Source organism: Flavobacterium sp. NRK F10, assembly GCF_024054235.1.
GTDB lineage: Bacteria > Bacteroidota > Bacteroidia > Flavobacteriales > Flavobacteriaceae > Flavobacterium > Flavobacterium sediminis.
The window spans coordinates 638,802-656,220 of the sequence record NZ_JAMXLC010000001.1 but is presented as its reverse complement, the minus strand read 5'-3'; the positions used below and the strand labels follow the sequence as shown (position 1 = coordinate 656,220).

At 34.6% G+C, this 17,419-nt stretch carries 19 protein-coding genes and 1 tRNA gene; 7 read left to right on the top strand and 13 right to left on the bottom strand.

The window, feature by feature from the left end; all coding sequences use genetic code 11:
- Positions 1–97: 97 nt before the first annotated feature.
- The 4 genes from NHF50_RS03090 to NHF50_RS03075 all read right to left on the bottom strand — a co-directional run bounded on the left by NHF50_RS03090 (position 98) and on the right by NHF50_RS03075 (position 3,273).
- Positions 98–1,375, bottom strand: a complete 1,278-nt coding sequence (locus NHF50_RS03090) for an alpha/beta hydrolase-fold protein (protein WP_252775022.1) — start codon at positions 1,373–1,375, stop codon at positions 98–100.
- Between the two features lie 43 nt (positions 1,376–1,418).
- Complete coding sequence (locus NHF50_RS03085; protein WP_252775021.1) at positions 1,419–2,495, bottom strand: serine hydrolase; 1,077 nt, start codon at positions 2,493–2,495, stop codon at positions 1,419–1,421.
- Positions 2,492–2,926, bottom strand: coding sequence for a MarR family winged helix-turn-helix transcriptional regulator (locus NHF50_RS03080; RefSeq protein ID WP_252775020.1), 435 nt, complete (start codon positions 2,924–2,926; stop codon positions 2,492–2,494). The genes NHF50_RS03085 and NHF50_RS03080 overlap by 4 nt, the downstream gene beginning before the upstream one ends.
- Before the next feature lie 273 nt (positions 2,927–3,199).
- Positions 3,200–3,273 (bottom strand) — tRNA-Met (locus tag NHF50_RS03075).
- Positions 3,274–3,425: 152 nt separating this feature from the next.
- Between NHF50_RS03075 and NHF50_RS03070 the strand changes: the two genes are divergently transcribed.
- Together NHF50_RS03070 and NHF50_RS03065 are read left to right on the top strand one after the other, a co-directional pair.
- Positions 3,426–3,818: an START-like domain-containing protein gene (locus NHF50_RS03070; RefSeq protein WP_109568288.1), complete on the top strand. Its 393-nt coding sequence runs from the start codon at positions 3,426–3,428 to the stop codon at positions 3,816–3,818.
- Between the two features lie 58 nt (positions 3,819–3,876).
- Positions 3,877–4,719: an aminotransferase class IV gene (locus NHF50_RS03065; protein WP_252775019.1), complete on the top strand. Its 843-nt coding sequence runs from the start codon at positions 3,877–3,879 to the stop codon at positions 4,717–4,719.
- Here the strand turns inward: NHF50_RS03065 and NHF50_RS03060 are convergent.
- From NHF50_RS03060 to NHF50_RS03040, 5 genes are all read right to left on the bottom strand, one after another.
- A complete protein-coding gene (locus NHF50_RS03060) occupies positions 4,706–5,266 on the bottom strand; it encodes a YqgE/AlgH family protein (protein ID WP_109568286.1) in 561 nt (186 codons plus the stop codon). The two genes, NHF50_RS03065 and NHF50_RS03060, sit on opposite strands and share 14 nt — an antisense overlap.
- Before the next feature lie 119 nt (positions 5,267–5,385).
- The gene (locus tag NHF50_RS03055; RefSeq protein WP_109568285.1) at positions 5,386–5,658 is read right to left on the bottom strand and encodes an HU family DNA-binding protein; all 273 of its coding nucleotides are present in this window, start codon (positions 5,656–5,658) and stop codon (positions 5,386–5,388) included.
- A gap of 175 nt (positions 5,659–5,833) precedes the next feature.
- Positions 5,834–6,781, bottom strand: coding sequence for a methionyl-tRNA formyltransferase (fmt, locus tag NHF50_RS03050; RefSeq protein WP_252775018.1), 948 nt, complete (start codon positions 6,779–6,781; stop codon positions 5,834–5,836).
- Complete coding sequence (locus NHF50_RS03045; RefSeq protein ID WP_252775017.1) at positions 6,769–8,673, bottom strand: ATP-dependent DNA helicase RecQ; 1,905 nt, start codon at positions 8,671–8,673, stop codon at positions 6,769–6,771. Before NHF50_RS03045 ends, fmt begins: the two co-directional genes overlap by 13 nt.
- A 7-nt stretch (positions 8,674–8,680) precedes the next feature.
- Positions 8,681–9,226, bottom strand: coding sequence for an AAA family ATPase (locus NHF50_RS03040; RefSeq protein WP_109568283.1), 546 nt, complete (start codon positions 9,224–9,226; stop codon positions 8,681–8,683).
- A 124-nt stretch (positions 9,227–9,350) separates the two neighbouring features.
- Between NHF50_RS03040 and NHF50_RS03035 the strand changes: the two genes are divergently transcribed.
- Genes NHF50_RS03035 through murA form a run of 3 tightly spaced genes read left to right on the top strand, consistent with a single transcriptional unit; the run spans position 9,351 to position 11,648 of the window.
- Positions 9,351–9,635: a DUF493 family protein gene (locus tag NHF50_RS03035; RefSeq protein WP_109568282.1), complete on the top strand. Its 285-nt coding sequence runs from the start codon at positions 9,351–9,353 to the stop codon at positions 9,633–9,635.
- Positions 9,636–9,638: 3 nt separating this feature from the next.
- The gene (locus NHF50_RS03030; protein WP_252775016.1) at positions 9,639–10,328 is read left to right on the top strand and encodes a DUF4290 domain-containing protein; all 690 of its coding nucleotides are present in this window, start codon (positions 9,639–9,641) and stop codon (positions 10,326–10,328) included.
- Between the two features lie 9 nt (positions 10,329–10,337).
- Positions 10,338–11,648 carry a UDP-N-acetylglucosamine 1-carboxyvinyltransferase gene (gene murA / locus NHF50_RS03025; RefSeq protein WP_252775015.1) on the top strand — a complete coding sequence of 437 codons (1,311 nt, stop codon included), beginning with the start codon at positions 10,338–10,340 and terminating at the stop codon, positions 11,646–11,648.
- A 65-nt stretch (positions 11,649–11,713) separates the two neighbouring features.
- Here the strand turns inward: murA and NHF50_RS03020 are convergent, their stop codons facing one another.
- The 4 genes from NHF50_RS03020 to NHF50_RS03005 form a co-directional block, all read right to left on the bottom strand.
- Positions 11,714–12,136, bottom strand: a complete 423-nt coding sequence (locus tag NHF50_RS03020; protein ID WP_109568279.1) for a hypothetical protein — start codon at positions 12,134–12,136, stop codon at positions 11,714–11,716.
- 36 nt (positions 12,137–12,172) lie between these two features.
- Positions 12,173–14,641 (bottom strand): DUF5686 and carboxypeptidase regulatory-like domain-containing protein, encoded by a 2,469-nt coding sequence (locus NHF50_RS03015; protein WP_252775014.1) that lies wholly within the window; start codon positions 14,639–14,641, stop codon positions 12,173–12,175.
- Between the two features lie 27 nt (positions 14,642–14,668).
- Positions 14,669–15,082 (bottom strand): type II 3-dehydroquinate dehydratase, encoded by a 414-nt coding sequence (gene aroQ, locus NHF50_RS03010; RefSeq protein ID WP_109568278.1) that lies wholly within the window; start codon positions 15,080–15,082, stop codon positions 14,669–14,671.
- A 75-nt stretch (positions 15,083–15,157) separates the two neighbouring features.
- The gene (locus tag NHF50_RS03005; RefSeq protein ID WP_252775013.1) at positions 15,158–15,715 is read right to left on the bottom strand and encodes a porin family protein; all 558 of its coding nucleotides are present in this window, start codon (positions 15,713–15,715) and stop codon (positions 15,158–15,160) included.
- A gap of 367 nt (positions 15,716–16,082) precedes the next feature.
- Between NHF50_RS03005 and NHF50_RS03000 the strand changes: the two genes are divergently transcribed.
- Both NHF50_RS03000 and NHF50_RS02995 read left to right on the top strand, forming a co-directional pair.
- Positions 16,083–16,700, top strand: a complete 618-nt coding sequence (locus NHF50_RS03000) for an OmpW family outer membrane protein (RefSeq protein ID WP_109568276.1) — start codon at positions 16,083–16,085, stop codon at positions 16,698–16,700.
- Between the two features lie 188 nt (positions 16,701–16,888).
- Positions 16,889–17,407, top strand: coding sequence for a porin family protein (locus NHF50_RS02995; RefSeq protein ID WP_109568275.1), 519 nt, complete (start codon positions 16,889–16,891; stop codon positions 17,405–17,407).
- The last annotated feature ends 12 nt before the right edge of the window (positions 17,408–17,419 follow it).

Genomic DNA, 17,419 nt, shown 5'->3' with positions numbered 1-17,419 from the left:
TTTTAAGCTCTCTTCAAAACTCCTGAAAGGAAGATGTTTGTTCATGGTCTTTTATGCTATATGAGAATAAGGGTGCTCTTATTACCGGTTCAAACATTTATTTAGTTGTTGTCTGTTCTTGTTGTTTTTTCTTTAATGTCAGTATTCTTTGTTTATAGTAGTCATTAGGTTTTTTCTCATAAGCTTTAATCGTAAATGTTAAAGCATTGTCAAAGTCATTCATTCTTTCGTAAAATTCAGACATAGAATCATAGGTGTTAGCACTTTCAGGATAATATTTAATGGCAAGTTCAAAGTACATTTTTGCTTTTTCGGGTTGTCCCATATCCATGTTCATATAGCCTGACATATTTAAAAGTTCTTCCGGGTATGGTGGTTCTGAATATCCGAAATGGTATTTGAGCTTATTTTCTCTGTTTTTTATAATTTTGAATAATTCTTCTTTTGGGGTATCAAATGAGTTTATTTTATCAGTGTCTTCCATTTGATACCATTTAAAAAGTGATATTAAACCGTCCATGATAGAAGGGAAAGAGATTGTACCATGTATATCTCCGGGGTAAAATTTCCATTCATAAGCTAATTCGTTTTTATTATTTTGATTAACTAAATTCGAAAATTCTATATTGGAACGACTAAACAAGGTAAAGTCTGTTGTGTCCTGCATTACATTATCTATGGTCACTTTTGAGTTCATCATGTGTAATTGTCCGTTTAAAGTCATATATAGCGACTTTCCTTTTAAACTATTGTTTGGAAAAATGTCTTTGGCATGATTCAATAATTTTTGATTGTCCCAATCTAAACTTGGATCAATAGCTAAATAATTTGCAAATAGTTGAGGATGATTAATAAGTGTGTAAATGGTAAAAAGACCGCCATATGAATGGCCTATTAATGTTCTGTAATTAGTGACAGAATATTTCTTTTCAACAAAAGGAACCAACTCATCTTCGATAAATTTATAGAACTTATCGGCCTCTCCGTTTTTTTCAGTAAAAGGCATTCCATATTTTGTGTCAATCTTAGTAGGGGTTAAATCTCGGGTTCTATTCTTACTGTTTGAAATTCCAATAAGGACCATTTCGGGCGTATAGCCTCCACTATAAAAACTTTGTACAACACTAACAGTAGGGAGTAGTTTTTCTCCGTCTAAAATATATGCTACGGGATATTTCTTATTATTTTTCGGGTCATAATTTTCAGGTAGTTCTATGTAGATCTCTCTAAACTCTTTAAGAGTGTGGGAATACAGGCTATCAATAATTCCGATTTCCTTCAAGAATTGCTGATTTTCATGGATCTGTGCATTAACATTTAATTTACCTAAAATAAAGCATATTAAGATCAGGGTATATCGTAAGTGCGTATTCATTTTTTAAATTTTTGTTTTGTTCATTTTCTTTATTTATTACAGCTTAGTCGGGATTATAAATCTCAACTGCTTTTTTTATGATTTTCATTTGAGTTTGAATGGAATTTCTTCTTCTGTAATCACTTTTAGTTTTAAAAGCTAAAACAACATCTATTTCCGGGTAAACTGTAATATTTTGTCCTAATGCTCCTTGAGCAGAATAGGCATGATTAAGTCTGTAATCGTCTGTGTTTTCAATTAACCACCACATATAACCATAGCCTAAATCTAGTCCGTCTTCTTTTAGTAAAGGCACGCTTTTTTGAGCTTCAATGTAAGAAGTACGCTCTTTAATTATTTCATTTACCCAATATTCCGGGATGATTTGTTCCTCGTTCCATTTGCCCTTTCTCAGCATGAGTAAACCAATACGCGCCATATCTCTGGTTGAAAACCACATATGGTAAGCTGGGAACTTAGATACCTTGTAGTTGCCGCTTTTTTGTTGAAGCGATTTGTCCCAATCCTGCATTTGCAGAGGTATGGCAAGTTGAGATTCTATTTCGTCATAAATGCTACGATTGGTTTCTTGTTCAAAAATATATCCTGCAACATTAAAGTCCCAATTACTGTATAGCCAATGCGTACCAGGTTTTACAGAACCTCTTTCCGGTGCATACCTGCGAAAATCTCCGCCGTTTGATCCGTTTAAGTATATTCCGGATCGAGCAGCAATTAAATCCCTTATTTTGGCTGTATTTTCTATCGGAAGAAGTTCGGACACATCGTTGATGTTTAATTCTCCTAACGTTTTGTCAAGGTTTATAATGCCACTTTCAATATATTTTCCAAACAATATAGCAAGAATACTTTTTCTACAGGAGGCTATATAGCTGTTTTCTTGTATATCACCATATTCTAAAACAATTTGACCTTTGTGAACAATGACCAATCCCGTAATATTTGTGCTGTCAATGATATAACGAGTAAAAATAGAGCGTTCTGTATTATCCCACCCGTTTAACGACGGATCTTCGTCTCTTGACCAAGTTTGGTCAGGATATGTCTGTGCTTCACAGGTATAGCAATATAAAAGTGAAGTGAATAATAATAGGATTAATAGTATTTTATAGTGTTTCATGTTTTATTTAAGTTTGATAAGATTTTATTTAGTGTTATGTCAAGCTGAATTAATTCTTCCTCTGTAATTCCTGCAAATGCTTTTTTTCTATTGTCTACAATAACAGGTTCCAATTTGCTTAAAACTTCTTTTCCTTTAGCGGTGATCTCTATTTTATACCTTCTACGGTCTTTAGTATTCATTGATCTTTTTATGAATCTTTTATTGACCATTAAATCAATCATGCGGGTTAATGATGCATTGTCTTTAAAAACCAATTCCGCTATCTCTTTTTGGGTTAATTCAGGAAAATCATTAAGATATTGTAAGATTAGTTTTTGGTCAATGGTGATGTCATTAATTACTTTAGAAAAATTTTGTTTTGAGAACCTTCTATAACTTTTTATAGTCTTTTCAATAGTATAAAATACTGTCTTAGATGGAATTTTCATATCAAATGTTTGATACAAATATAATTGATATATCAAATAAAATACATTTATATAATATTTTTTGTTACAAAACGGGTTATTTGTTATACTGATTTTTCCTTTCTATGAGATTTGTGGTAGAAAAAGGAGCATTAGAGATAAAAATTTTCGGTACTTAAATGAAATTTCCTCACTTCGATCCCTCACTCCTTAACTTTGAGGTATAAAGAAATTAGTAAAATTAAAAGCAATAAAAAAACCCTAACTGTTTGATTAGTTAGGGTTTGCTTTTAGTAGCGAAGACGGGAGTTGAACCCGTGACCTCAGGGTTATGAATCCTGCGCTCTAACCAACTGAGCTACCTCGCCATTTTTGTTGGTCTTGCATCTCTCAATGCGGGTGCAAATATAAAACAAATTCTAAACAGTCCAAATTTATTATGATAAAAAATTAGAGCTTTTTTTCTTTTTGCTTTTTCAAATATTTCTCTATATATTTCCAATCTAAAAATAAATAAAAGATGGAAGTAAAAGTAAAATATGAATTAGAATTCCCCATACACGTATCCCCATCATTACTATATCAATATATTTCAACACCTTCCGGTTTATCTGAGTGGTTTGCCGATAATGTTAACTCAAGAGGAGAATTGTTTACCTTTATTTGGGATGACTCCGAAGAGAAAGCTAAACTTATTTCGAAACGTTCCGGAGAACGCGTTCGTTTCCGTTGGCTCGATGAAGACGGAGTAGAAACCGAATACTTCTTTGAAATGAAAATTTTAGAAGATGAGATAACCAAAGATGTTTCGATACTGATTATAGATTTTGCAGAGGAAGAGGAGTTAGATGAAGCTCGATTGTTGTGGGAAAATCAAATATCAGATTTAAAACACGTTTTGGGATCCAACTAGGTTTCCATTTACAATTATAAAGATTATATTTGTCCCGATTTTTAAGTCGGGATTTTTTATGGTTAATTTTAATGGAAATATTCAGGAAACAAGCGGTATCACAATAGAGAATAACAGAGGATTCTTATTTGGAGACAGCATATTTGAAACAGTAAAAGTAGTAGAAGGAAAAGTGTTGTTTGCGGAAGATCACTACTTTAGATTAATGGCATCCATGCGAATTTGCAGAATGGAAATTCCTATGCGTTTTACGCTAGAGTTTTTTGAAGATGAAATTATAAAATTAACAGAGTCCTTGCCGCAAAGTAAAGCTTACAGAGCGCGTTTCACTGTTTTTAGAGTAGGTGACGGATTGTATTTGCCAGTTTCAAATGAAGTACAGTTCATTGTTACTGCCAGCGAAAACGATCAGGTGGCATACCAAATCAATGAACAGGCTGCCTATGAAATGGAAATCTATAAGGATGCTTATGTGACTAAGCAATTGTTCTCAACGTTAAAGACCAATAATAAAATGCTTCATATAGCAGGAAGTGTTTTTGCTCAAGAGAATGGCTATGATAATTGCTTCCTGTTGAATAGTGAGAAAAATGTTATTGAAGCTTTACAATCGAATATTTTTATGTTAATGGGGAATACTTTAGTAACACCACCGGTTTCAGATGGTTGTCTGAACGGAATTATGCGTAAAAAGATCTTAGAAATAGCTTCGGCAATGCCAAATATCTCTGTTGAAGAAAAATCGATTTCACCATTCGATCTGCAAAAAGCAGACGAGATCTTTTTGACCAATGTTATCAAGGGAATACAGCCTGTTACAAAATACAAAAAGAAGTCATTTCAACTGCACTTGGCAAAAGAAATGGTAGCGCAATTAAATACAGTACTTAATTTAGCATAGGGTCAGAAGGAGCGTTGGAAAACAAAATATATTCGCCACCCTGCTCTTTCATTTTCTCTTTCCAGAACTGTTGTACAGGTTTGGCTAAAAGTTTTGCCTTTAAATTATTCTCTGTAACAATCCAGGCGTTCTCTTTCAGTTCATTTTCCAATTGATGAGCCTCCCAGCCACTATACCCTAAAAAGAAACGAATATTCTTTTTGGTTATTTTCCCTTCGTTAATAAGGTCAAGTGTAACGTTAAAGTCGCCACCCCAATAAATGCCATTAGCTATTTCCACACTGTTTGGAATGATATCAGGAATGTTGTGAATGAAATACAAATTATCCTGTTCAACGGGACCGCCATTGTAAACGGAAAAATTAGCCTTGATTTCAGGTACCAAATCGTGGATAGTATAGTCCAAAGGTTTATTAATGATAAACCCTACTGAACCTTCCTCGTTGTGTTCAGCTAATAAGATGATGGAGCGATTAAAAGAAATGTCTCCTAATGTTGAAGGTTCTGCTATCAGCAAATGACCTTTTTTGGGTAAAACTGATATCATAGCTTTGATTTTTTTCTTAAAGCTATTAAAATTTTATTAAAAAATCAAGAAAAAAAGGAGAACGGGTAAAAAAAATCCTGCGAATTGCAGGATTTAATATTTTTTGAGTAAAAATTTTATTAGTTTACTGCGTTGTCAAGCTCAGCACCAGCTTTGAATTTCACAACGTTTTTAGCAGCGATTTTAATTGTTTTACCAGTTTGAGGATTTCTACCTTCTCTGGCAGCTCTTTTAGAAACCGACCAAGATCCGAAACCTACTAAAGAAACTCTACCACCTTTTTTTAGAGTACCTTCAACATTGCTTAAAAATGATTCTAAAGCTAATTTAGCAGCTGCTTTAGTGATACCGGCAGAAGCAGCCATTGCATCGATTAATTCTGATTTGTTCATAATAATACTATTTATGATTGGTTAAACTTAATTTAAGTGTTACAAATTTAGTTGTATAACGGAATTACACAAGGGTTTATGCGTTTTTTATATGAAAATGTTGATAAAACAAGGAAATTGTTAATAACATTATTTGTAAAATTCTAATTTCTTCTAATTCCAGTGATAATAAGGCTTAAGAAACGTTAGCTTCATCTGAAAAATGAATGCCGTTTAAAAGTTCCCGGATCTGCATTTTTTTCTTTCCGGGAAACTGCAATGAAAAAATTTCAAGAAAACCATCTTTTACCGCAATTTTCATTTCTTTTTTAGTGGTTAAAATTTTGCCTACTGGGAACGAATGAGATTCTGCAACGAATGTTGTATCGTATAATTTTACGTTCCATTGGTTGTTTTCATCGTTAAAATAAGTCCAAGCTGCCGGATAAGGGCATAAGCCTCTGATCAGATTGTATATTTCCTGTCCGCTTTTACTCCAATCTACCTTACAGTTGTCTTTATTTAGCTTGTAAGCTGTCTTGATCTCTCCGCTTTCTAACTGAACGGTGGTTTGTACCTCACCGTTTTCAATGAGCTTAAGTGTTTCTAAAACAGCTTCACTGCCGAGATCCATTAATCTATCGTGTAATATTCCTGCCGTTTCATTTTTTTCGATAAAGGTTTCTTTATGAAGGATCATAGCGCCGGTATCAATCTTGTCGTCAATAAAGAAAGTTGTTACACCGGTTTTGGTTTCCCCATTTATGATAGCCCAGTTAATAGGAGCAGCTCCTCTGTATTGTGGCAATAGCGAAGCATGAAGGTTGAATGTACCCAATTTTGGCATGCGCCAAACAACTTCCGGTAGCATTCTGAACGCTACAACCACTTGTAGATTAGCCTTAAGACTTTTAAGTTCGGCTAAAAAATCTTCCGATTTTAAGTTGGTGGGTTGTAACAGATGTAAGCCTTTTTCAACAGCATATTTTTTAACGGCACTTTCGCTTAATTTTTGTCCTCTGCCAGCTGGTTTGTCAGCGGCGGTTATGACTCCGACGATTTCGTAATTGTTATTATAGATAGTGTCAAGGATCCCGACAGCAAAGTCAGGGGTTCCCATAAAGACAATTCTTAATTTTTCCATTTGAAAATTGTATATTGGTTTTGAGAATTTAATGTGATATAATTTTGGTCTAAAAGTAATTGCAAAGCCTGTATTAAGGAAGAACTGTCTATGTTTAGTTGTTGTTCCAATTCTTCTGAAGTAGCTGCTTTCTTTAGTAATGCAGAATGGATTTCTGTAATGAGAACCGGAATGTTAGTTTCAGACTTCTTTTTTTGGAGGCAAACCGAACAGATACCGCAATCGTTTACTTCTTTTTCGTCAAAATAATTTAGCAATTTTTTGCTGTTGCAGATTTTCTGATCTGAAACATAGTATAAAACACTGTCAAATTGCTGTTTTTTAACCTCGTTGTATTGTTCTAAAAATTTTAGAACCGGATTAATGGTCAAATCGTCTTCTCTTGTTTCATTGAAAGTTATTATAGCGTCACTATTATGAACTTGAAGCGAAACACAGCCTGCTTTTTCCAGTTCGTGTATCACCTTTAAAACAATCGCTTCAGAGGTTTTCGTTTTTTTTGCTATCAAAGTAGTGTTGATACCGGTCTCTACTTCAAAGATGCCGCTGTATGTTCTTAAAATAGTGGTGATGATCTCTTCCTGATCGCGATGAAGACTGATATAACGGATGATCTCTTTACTGGGTAATAAAAAAAACATCTTTACTTTTTCACTGCTTTTATTCAAAAAAGTAATGATACCTTGCCGATCTAAAAATTGTAAAGCATTGAATGTTTTCAGAATCGGAAAAGTATAATGAGTACAAAATTGGTTGAGGTTGAAACTGAATTCTTGCCCGAAGCCCTCTCCGTAAGCGATCTGGAAAAAACTGTTCAGTTTTTTGTAAACGTCTTTTAAGAATGATTTGTCTATTTGGGCTGCTTCAAAAAGTTTTTTAGCCGTTTCTGTATCACTACTGCCTACCAGTAAAACGCTGAATGATTTTGAGCCATTCCTTCCGGCTCTTCCGGCTTCCTGATAATAATTTTCTAAGTTTTCAGGCAATTGGTAGTGGATCACTGTCTTTACATCGGGTTTGTCTATTCCCATACCGAAAGCATTTGTTGCCACAATGACCTGCACTTTGTTCTGCATCCACAATTCCATATTCTTTTCTTTTTCTTTAGCGGGTAGGCCGCCGTGAAAAAAAGTAGCGGTAAAACCTAGATATTGGATTTGACGGGCTAATTCATGACAGCTTTTTCGGTTGCGAACGTAAATGATAGAGGACTGAGGATTTTTCGTTAAAATTTGCTTTATTTTACTCAGCTTATCATCTGTTTTGATAGTATGGTATGCTAAATTTTCTCTGTAAAAAGATTTTTTGAAAAATTTAGGATGCTCTAATTCCAGATTTTCCACAATGTCTTGTTGGACTCTTTCTGTGGCTGAAGCCGTTAGTACTAAAAACGGTACTTTGGGAAAATGTTGTTTTAAATTCTTGATTTTAAGATAAGCCGGTCTGAAGTCATGTCCCCATTGACTTATACAGTGAGCCTCGTCAATAGCGATCAGATTAACGGGGAGCTGTTTTAATCGCTCAACGATCCATTCATGCTGTAAACGTTCAGGTGAAAGGTATAGAAACTTGTAGTTGCCGAATTGGCAGTTGTCAAGTAGTGTAATGATTTCGTCTTGAGAAAGTCCTCCCGAAAGTGCGATAGCTTTTATGTCTTTTTTCTGTAAATTTTCGACCTGATCCTTCATTAAGGCAATCAAAGGTGAAATTACCAGTGTAATTCCGTCAGAAAGTAAGCCCGGAATTTGATAACAAACTGATTTTCCGCCTCCGGTTGGTAAAAGAGCAAACGTATCATTACCGTCAATAACCGATTGTATAATGGCTTCTTGAGGTTCTCTGAAGGAATCGTGTTTCCATACTTTTCGGAGAATTTGTAACGCTTGACTCATTAAAAAATTAAAAATTGTGATTGAGGTGGTCTAATACAAAGTTTACCCGTTTGTCAATGGCACCTTTAGGAATAGTGATTAGTTGGTATCCAAAGTTTTTATACGTTTCTTCTAAGTGTTCGTGTATAAGTACAGCTTGCTCATAGGTCTCGTAACGTTCCGAATCACTTTCGTAAATTTCTTTCCAGGGTGGTAAAATAAATACTTTGGTATATATATGATTTTTACATGCATCAGTAAAAAAACTGGGATAGGAGTCACCGATGTAGTGCATATAAGCTAAAACATCAGGGATGCCACGATCCAGAAAAACAATATTTTCTTCTTCTTCCTGTGCGTTTCTATGTTGTTTGATACGGCCTTCCAGTAACAGCTCGCTAAAAAGCAAGGGCTTTTCAAGAAAAAGCTGTTCGATACCTTGCTTTTGAGCTTCGCGGATGACTTCACGTGAAACTTCCGGATAACAAATAAATCCTTTTTCGGTTAAGGCGTTAATTAAAGTTGTTTTTCCGGAACTTGGTCCTCCTGCTAAAACAATTATTTCTTTGTTCATGCTTCAATTCTAAAATACAAAAGTAAGTTTTTTTGAAAATCTAATCAACTTTGTTAAATTTATAGTTTTCACGCTATTAATTCTTGTCGGAAAGAAGTATATTTGCTGTAAATTACCAGATAGAATGGATAAGAAAACAGAAGAATTTTACATAAGACTAAAAGATGAATTGACGAATACATCACTTTGGCCTACAGAATATTTATATAAATTTATTGTACCTTCAGAACCTCATAAAATTGCAGAAATAGAAGGCGCTTTCAACGGAATGGGAGCAGTCATTTCAACTACTCAGTCAAAAACAGGGAAATATACGAGTGTTTCGGTAAGTGTTCATATGAAAAACCCTGATGCAGTTATTGAAAAATACAAAGAGGTTTCAAATATTGAAGGTATTATCTCTCTTTAAAATATGGAACAAAAAGCAGAATCTTCTTATTTAGAATACAATTCGCAGCGCTCTCCGTTGATTATACCGGAGTATGGCAGACATTTGCAAAAATTAATTGACCAACTTACGCAAATTAAAGACAGGGACGAGCGAAATAAGGCGGCCAAGTATGTGATCTCGGTAATGGGGACATTGAATCCGCATTTGCGTGACGTGCCGGATTTTCAGCATAAGTTATGGGATCAGTTGTTTATTATGTCTGATTTTAAATTAGATGTAGACTCGCCTTATCCTATACCGTCTCCGGAAGCACTGAACCTAAGACCGGACCGTTTAAAATATCCGCAAAACTTCCCGAAATATCGTTTTTACGGAAACAATATCAAATATATGATCGACGTAGCTACGAAATGGGAAGAAGGCGAAATGAAAAGCGCTCTGATCTTGGTTATCGCTAATCACATGAAAAAGTCGTATTTGAGTTGGAATAAAGAAACTGTTGAAGACGAAGTGATTTTCCAGCATTTATATGAATTGTCAGATGGAAAAATTAATCTGATGACTTCAAATGAAGAATTGTCAAATTCTCAAAGTTTGATCAAAGTCAATAAAAAAGTCTCAAATAAGGCACAATTCAACAACCAGAATAAAAATTCCAACCAAAAGAATCAGTTTAAGAAAAAGACCAATCAAAAGAATAAAAGAAACTAAAAGCACTCTATGGGTACATTTAAAATAGAAGGAGGAAAACCTCTAAAAGGTGAAATTATCCCACAAGGAGCTAAAAACGAAGCATTACAGATTTTAAGTGCTGTATTGCTGACTCCTGAAAAAGTAAAGATATCTAACATCCCTGATATCATCGATGTCAATAAGTTGATAACCTTGTTAGGAAATCTGGGGGTAAAAATCCAAAAGATCGGACACGGAAGTTATACTTTTCAGGCTGATGAAGTAAATGTAAATTATCTGGAGACAGAGGCTTTTAAGAAGGAGGGAGGAGCACTCAGAGGTTCCATTATGATTGTAGGACCGTTGTTAGCTCGTTTCGGTAAAGGATATATTCCGAAACCGGGTGGGGACAAGATCGGAAGAAGACGTTTGGATACTCATTTTGAAGGGTTTATCAATCTGGGAGCTAAGTTTCGTTATAACAGAGAAGATCATTTTTACGGAGTTGAATCAGAGGGGCGTTTGAAAGGAACATATATGTTACTGGATGAGGCTTCAGTTACCGGAACGGCTAATGTTGTTATGGCAGCCGTTTTGGCAGAAGGTACAACTACTATTTATAATGCAGCTTGTGAGCCTTATTTACAGCAATTGTGTAAAATGCTGGTTTGCATGGGCGCTAAAATATCCGGAATAGGCTCTAATTTGTTAGTGATAGAAGGAGTAGAGCAGCTTTCGGGTTGTGAACATCGTATTTTACCGGATATGATAGAGATAGGGTCGTGGATCGGACTGGCAGCAATGACCAGAAGTGAGATCACGATAAAAAATGTTAGTTGGGAAAATTTAGGTCAGATTCCTAATGTATTCGGGAAACTCGGAATTACAATTGAACAAAAAGGGGATGATATTTACATTCCGGCACATAAAGACGGTTACCGGATTAAAACGGATATCGACGGATCTATTCTGACTATTGCAGATGCTCCATGGCCAGGATTTACTCCGGACTTGTTAAGTATTGTTCTGGTGGTTGCTACTCAGGCAAAAGGAGAAGTTTTAATCCATCAAAAAATGTTTGAAAGCCGTTTGTTCTTTGTGGACAAATTGATCGATATGGGAGCCAAAATTATTCTTTGCGATCCGCATCGTGCTGTAGTTATCGGACATAATTTCCAATCCCAATTAAAAGCAACGACCATGACCTCACCGGATATACGGGCAGGGATTTCATTATTGATAGCGGCTCTATCGGCTAAAGGATTCAGTACGATTCAAAATATTGAACAGATCGATAGAGGTTATGAACGAATCGATGAACGTTTGAGAGCTATAGGTGCTAATATTGTAAGGGTTTAAAATATCTTTCCATAAATAATAATAAAAAAGGCTGTTTTTTAAACAGCCTTTTTTATTTGTCTTCTCTAAGATAACCACTTTTTCTTTTCTGCATATTTGGCATAGCCAATAGAAAAAAGAGCCAGTATAACGATCATTACAGGCATTGCCATTGCTCCCGGACCATAAACAGCAATAGAATCAATGATAACAAAGTTGTAATACATTTGAATGATTATGGCGATGAATGAGATTGTAAATAATGTTTTAGCCCATTTTTTACGCAATAGCATAGCAATACTACCTAGTGTAGCACCAAAAACAGCAAGAGCAAAAGCTCCTGTTGACCAAGCCGGAGCATGGCAGATCATATTAAATTGTTCTTCAGTATACATGGCTTTAAAAGCTTCTGTTCTAAAAGCCTGTTGGAAATATTGGTTTACTCCCATGAGATTCCATAGTAGTAAAATACCATTGATAATCCAAAAAGATGCTGGTGGTTTTTTCATTTTGTTTTCAGTTTGGTTTACTTAAAAGTAATAAAATTAGAACTGTAAACCAAACATTACACCATCACCCATAAAACCTCCCTGATACGTTCTGACATAATCTACTCGTAAAAAACGGAATTTTCCGAAACCGATATTTCCGAAACCGATACCGAATTCCTGATAAGGTTTTCTATCGGGAACATTGATTTGATGAAAGGTTCCGATCAGGTTCCATTGCAATTTATTCAGTAATGGTATTTTGTTCATGAGAAAACCTTTAAAATCATGTTGAAGATGTGTTTCTACATATGAATCGTTTGTGGATTGTGTATAATAAGGTAATAGATTAAAACTATTCAGATAATCCCCGTTTAGGTTAACATGCGTTTGATTACCGTTAAAATGTTTGTAATCAAGGAATGAAATATCATCGGCATTAAAAAACTTACCGGCTTTAATTCTCAACCCGAAATCTCCTTTATTTCCGAATGTTTGATTGTAATCCATTCGAGCAGCAAGAAAGTCGTATTTGTATTGCTCTTTACTGGCAGAAAATGCTTTACTGTAGTAGAATTGCAAAACAGGAAAATCATCATTTTGAACATTAAGTTTCGCATTCGGTCTGCTAATGTATTTTTGTCCGAATCGGATTCGGGTACTGATACTTGCTTTTAGGATTTCATGTTGTTCAAAAGGAACAGAGTAATTGTTGTATGGCTGTAGAGGATCATTAGAAAAGTAAAGATCACTGTTTTTAAATAGCGTATAATCTGTATTGTTAAACAACGGTCGTCGATTCTCATATTCCAATCCGGCGGTTACAAAAATTCCATTGGTCACTTCTTCACCAGCATGAATTGTAGCAAATTCCTTGTTGTACAATTTCATATAATTATCCTTAAAAAATAAGGAACTGACAGAATTGACGATGTTGCTGATGGGATTAGCTTTGTTGATCTGACTGATGGCACTTCCTCCGGAAATACTTATGTAAGCATCATTGATATTGTTAAAACGATGGTAAATGTATCCGTTTACACGTAAGCGATCTTCGGCAAATCCATAATTAAATGTAGAGCTTATTGTGGTATATTTTCCGGTTTCTTCGTTCCATTTTCTGAATGAGAAGCCACTGTCTAAATTCCAGCCCTGAACCGTATTAAAACTCAGAGAAGTAATATCGGCCAGTCCTTTATAATTGAAATTCCATTTTTTAAATGAGTTTTTATAGGTATAGCCGGTAAAAATGTCAAAAACTTTAAAACGGTTTCCTTTAGCATCGATAGAGTCTAAGTATTCTTTAGATTTTCTGACCGTTTGAATACTGTCCTTTTTTATATAATTAGAAACCTCTTCCTCAGTCAATGGAACCTGACGGCTGGAGTTCCAATAAGCATCATCTTTTTTATTTGCGTTTTCGGCAAATGAGACAATTTCTTTCCCGAATGTTTTTTTGTCAAAACTATCTTTAAAAGTATAATTGGTAAATACATGTGTAAACTTACCGTTAAAATTCATACCGAAAATTCCGGCTTCAAAACTAATAGTCTGTATGTTTTTAACCCAAAGGCTATTATCCGTATTAAAACTGAAATTTTGTTTAAGATTTAGTGTCTCTAGAATGGGTTCCTGCATGCGGTATCCTTTAACGTCAACATCCACACCATATATTGCCCAGGAATCTTCTACAATATAAATGTAACCTTCAAAGACAGGTTCTTTGTCTCGTTTTGGGGTAAGCTTTATTTTGTTGATCAAATGCTTGTTGTTGTCGTAAAAAGTACCTTCTAAATGATATTTATAGTAATTAAAAGCATTGTTTGCGATAGGAGAGACCATTTTGATGGAAAGATCAACATAATTTTCGTAAAAATCATAGTCTGTACTCATTGCTGTATTGTAGCTGAAACCATTATCGTTTCCGGCTACTTTTGAAGCAATTATCTCTTCTTTGAGATGATCTGGCTTCTCAAATTTGATCTTAGAAACGGTTTCAGATAAATAAATTACACCGCTTCGGGTAGAATCTAAGCTACCGTTGAGATCGCCTATTTCCACTCCCATAAATTTTTCAGGAATGTCTTTGGCTCTGAAAATTCCTCTTGAATAAAAATCGGCTTCAAATTTATCAGTTTTAAAGGTATTTTTTTCTTTATTAGCTATAGCTTTTCGAATGATGTCGTTAGCCGGATTTTCTCCGTCTTGCACAACCACTTCGTTGAGCATCATGTCTTCTTCTTCTAAAGTGACATCTAAAGTGTAAGGGAAGTTAATGTTTTGTAGTATTTCTTTACGGGTTTTGAAACCTAAATATTGATATAAGACTACATAGGTTGAAGCATTTGAATTGACATATAGTTCGTATTTTCCTTGTTCGTTTGTCGTGGTACCGTTGTAAGTGTTCTCTAAATAGATACTGACATAGGGAATCGGGTTTCCGTTTTTGTCAACAACAGTACCTTTTATTTGAGAAAAAGTAAAAACAGATATCAGAAGAGAAAAGAATAGTAGTGTTTGCTTCATAATGATTAGGTGTTTCGTGATTAATAGTTATAGAAACGACTGAATAGCCAGATCGTAACTTTGTAGGCCAAAACCTATTATAACTCCTTTAGCATTAGGAGAAATATAAGATTGGTGTCGGAACGATTCTCTGGAGAAAGTATTTGAAATGTGAACTTCAATAACCGGAGTGGTAATTCCTTTAATGGCATCTCCGATTCCGATAGAAGTATGCGTGTAAGCTCCTGCATTTAAAATAATACCATCAAAAGTAAACCCCTTTTCGTGCAGTTTATTAATAATTTCACCTTCTATATTACTTTGGTAATATTCTAAAACGATGTTCGGAAATTTTTCTTGCAGTTTTTTATAATAGTCTTCAAAAGTAGCGTTTCCGTAAATTTCAGGTTCTCTTTTTCCTAACAGGTTAAGGTTCGGTCCGTTTATAATGATAAGTTTCATACAAATCTCTTTTAGGTAAAAATAAAAAAACCATTCTGTTTCAGAATGGTTTTTGCATATCTTTAAGATTTTATTTTAAAACATTATTCCTACAGAGAGCTGTATAACCGAATTTTTAACATCAGCATCTTTTTTTACATCCGTTAAACCGGCAACATAACGTCCCGAAACAAAGAGACGTTTGGTTAATTTGTAGCTTAAGCCTCCGGCTATTCCGAAATCAAAAGTATTGGTGTTACTTGTGTCTATTTCATTTCGTTCACTGACCAATACAGAGAATTGAGGACCGGCTTCTAAGCTAAGTCCGTTATCGGTCAAATAAAACTTAGCCAAAACCGGAAGAGATAAATAACCCAACTCGTTTTTTATTTGTTCGCCTAATCCTTTCAATTCTGATCCCTGAGTTGAATATAATAATTCGGGCTGTACGGCAAAATTGTCAAATATATTTAGTTCCGCTACGACTCCTGCATGGTAGCTGGCAATGTTATTAAAATCAATTCCTTCTACCGATCCTCCGGTGTAGTTTGCAAAATTGGCGCCGCCTTTGATTCCGAATTGCAGAAGCTGAGCATTTGAGCTAAGTGAAAAGATTGAAGAAATGACTGTAAAGATGATAACTGCTTTTTTCATAGCATTTTCTTTTTAAGGTTAAAGAATACTCAAAACACACTATAAATTTGAGGTTAAAATTTGATATTTTCTAACCTTAAAACGCAATATATGCGTTTTTATGACGTTTTTTCGATAAAATGCAAAAAAATACGATTAAGGGAAATTGCTGATAATCAGTTGTTTGTTTTATTTTTTGGTTTTCAAGAATGTGAAAGAATTATTAAATTTTTTAAAATTCAAACAATTGTTTAAAGTGTAAAATATTGTTAATCAATATTTAAGTTGGAATGTGTTACAAAAGTTACAATTTAGTGCGTGAATAGGTGTTTTTCATGTGAAAAAAACTTATAACTTTGCCCCGTTAACTTTAAAATTTAAACTAAACATGAAAAAAGTTTTATTATCTGTAGTAGCTTTATTCGCTTTCGGATTTGCTAATGCTCAGGAAGCAGAGACAACAGAAAACGCTGGTTTTGCACAAGGAGACGTATTTATTTCTGGTGCTTTAACTTTCAATAGTTCAAAAACAGGAGATTTCAAAGAAAATGCTTTCCAAATTGCTCCTAAAGCTGGTTATTTTGTAACTGATAACATCGCTGTTGGATTAATGGTAGCTTACCAATCTAATAAAGTTGATTTCGGTTCTGCTGATGCAACAAATGATGGTTTCGGTGTTGGTGCTTTTGGTAGATATTATTTTACACCTGCTAGCAAATTCTCTTTATTCGGAGAACTAGGTGTTAACTACATGGGGTATAACAACGAGTATGTAGAAACTACAAGTGGTTATTCTGCAGTTGATTACAAATCAAAAGTTTTCGGAGCTCAATTAGGTGCTGGTATGAACTATTTCGTATCATCTAACTTCTCTATTGAAGCTGGTGTAGGAGTTTTAGGATTCTCTACTGATGATAACGGTGGTAATGGTGCTGACAAAACTAATAGTTTTTCTTTCGGTGGAAACTGGACAGCTGTTACTTTTGGTGTTAACTACAAATTCTAATTTGTACAATAATATCCTGAAAAGGCCCGGGCGATGCCCGGGCCTTTTTGTTTGTGGTAAGCAGATGTTTTGAAAAGGTTAATTTAAAATAGCTTTTTATTGTTTATAGTATTAATAGCGGAAAAAATTTGTTAATTTAAATTTGTTAGTTATATTAGCGCAACTTTAATTCAAAATTAATTAACAAAATGAAAAAAATTTTACTTACAGTTGCGGCTATAGCAACTTTTGGATTTGCTCAAGCCCAAGATATTAAGTTTGGAGTAAAAGGTGGTTTGAACTTTACTAATTTTACAGGTGATTTCAACACGGACTCAAAAGTAGGTTTCTACGTAGGTGGGTTAGCAGATTTCACTGTGACAGAAAAGTTTCACGTACAACCGGAATTGTTGTATTCTGCTGAAGGTGCTGATAATGATGCGGCTATTTCTTATTTAAGAATACCGGTAATGGCAAAATATTATGTAGCTGATGGTTTTAACATTCAGGCTGGTCCGGAAGTGGCATTTAAAGTTGCTGCTGATGACGGAGTAGATAATGCTACAAAATCACTTGATTTCGGTTTAGGTTTAGGAGCAGGGTATGAAATGGAGAGTGGTTTAATGTTTGATGCTCGTTATAATTTCGGATTGGCTAATATTTATGACGGTGATAATTATGACCTGAAAAATGTTGGTTTCCAAATTGGTGTAGGATATAGATTTTAATACATATCATGT

Excerpts from the sequence above, each read along its gene's own strand:
- NHF50_RS03090 (WP_252775022.1), bottom strand. The coding sequence starts at position 1,375 with ATGAATACGCACTTACGATATACCCTGATCTTAATATGCTTTATTTTA.
- NHF50_RS03085 (WP_252775021.1), bottom strand. The coding sequence starts at position 2,495 with ATGAAACACTATAAAATACTATTAATCCTATTATTATTCACTTCACTT.
- NHF50_RS03080 (WP_252775020.1), bottom strand. The coding sequence starts at position 2,926 with ATGAAAATTCCATCTAAGACAGTATTTTATACTATTGAAAAGACTATA.
- NHF50_RS03070 (WP_109568288.1), top strand. The coding sequence starts at position 3,426 with ATGGAAGTAAAAGTAAAATATGAATTAGAATTCCCCATACACGTATCC.
- NHF50_RS03065 (WP_252775019.1), top strand. The coding sequence starts at position 3,877 with ATGGTTAATTTTAATGGAAATATTCAGGAAACAAGCGGTATCACAATA.
- NHF50_RS03060 (WP_109568286.1), bottom strand. The coding sequence starts at position 5,266 with ATGATATCAGTTTTACCCAAAAAAGGTCATTTGCTGATAGCAGAACCT.
- NHF50_RS03055 (WP_109568285.1), bottom strand. The coding sequence starts at position 5,658 with ATGAACAAATCAGAATTAATCGATGCAATGGCTGCTTCTGCCGGTATC.
- fmt (WP_252775018.1), bottom strand. The coding sequence starts at position 6,781 with ATGGAAAAATTAAGAATTGTCTTTATGGGAACCCCTGACTTTGCTGTC.
- NHF50_RS03045 (WP_252775017.1), bottom strand. The coding sequence starts at position 8,673 with ATGAGTCAAGCGTTACAAATTCTCCGAAAAGTATGGAAACACGATTCC.
- NHF50_RS03040 (WP_109568283.1), bottom strand. The coding sequence starts at position 9,226 with ATGAACAAAGAAATAATTGTTTTAGCAGGAGGACCAAGTTCCGGAAAA.
- NHF50_RS03035 (WP_109568282.1), top strand. The coding sequence starts at position 9,351 with ATGGATAAGAAAACAGAAGAATTTTACATAAGACTAAAAGATGAATTG.
- NHF50_RS03030 (WP_252775016.1), top strand. The coding sequence starts at position 9,639 with ATGGAACAAAAAGCAGAATCTTCTTATTTAGAATACAATTCGCAGCGC.
- murA (WP_252775015.1), top strand. The coding sequence starts at position 10,338 with ATGGGTACATTTAAAATAGAAGGAGGAAAACCTCTAAAAGGTGAAATT.
- NHF50_RS03020 (WP_109568279.1), bottom strand. The coding sequence starts at position 12,136 with ATGAAAAAACCACCAGCATCTTTTTGGATTATCAATGGTATTTTACTA.
- NHF50_RS03015 (WP_252775014.1), bottom strand. The coding sequence starts at position 14,641 with ATGAAGCAAACACTACTATTCTTTTCTCTTCTGATATCTGTTTTTACT.
- aroQ (WP_109568278.1), bottom strand. The coding sequence starts at position 15,082 with ATGAAACTTATCATTATAAACGGACCGAACCTTAACCTGTTAGGAAAA.
- NHF50_RS03005 (WP_252775013.1), bottom strand. The coding sequence starts at position 15,715 with ATGAAAAAAGCAGTTATCATCTTTACAGTCATTTCTTCAATCTTTTCA.
- NHF50_RS03000 (WP_109568276.1), top strand. The coding sequence starts at position 16,083 with ATGAAAAAAGTTTTATTATCTGTAGTAGCTTTATTCGCTTTCGGATTT.
- NHF50_RS02995 (WP_109568275.1), top strand. The coding sequence starts at position 16,889 with ATGAAAAAAATTTTACTTACAGTTGCGGCTATAGCAACTTTTGGATTT.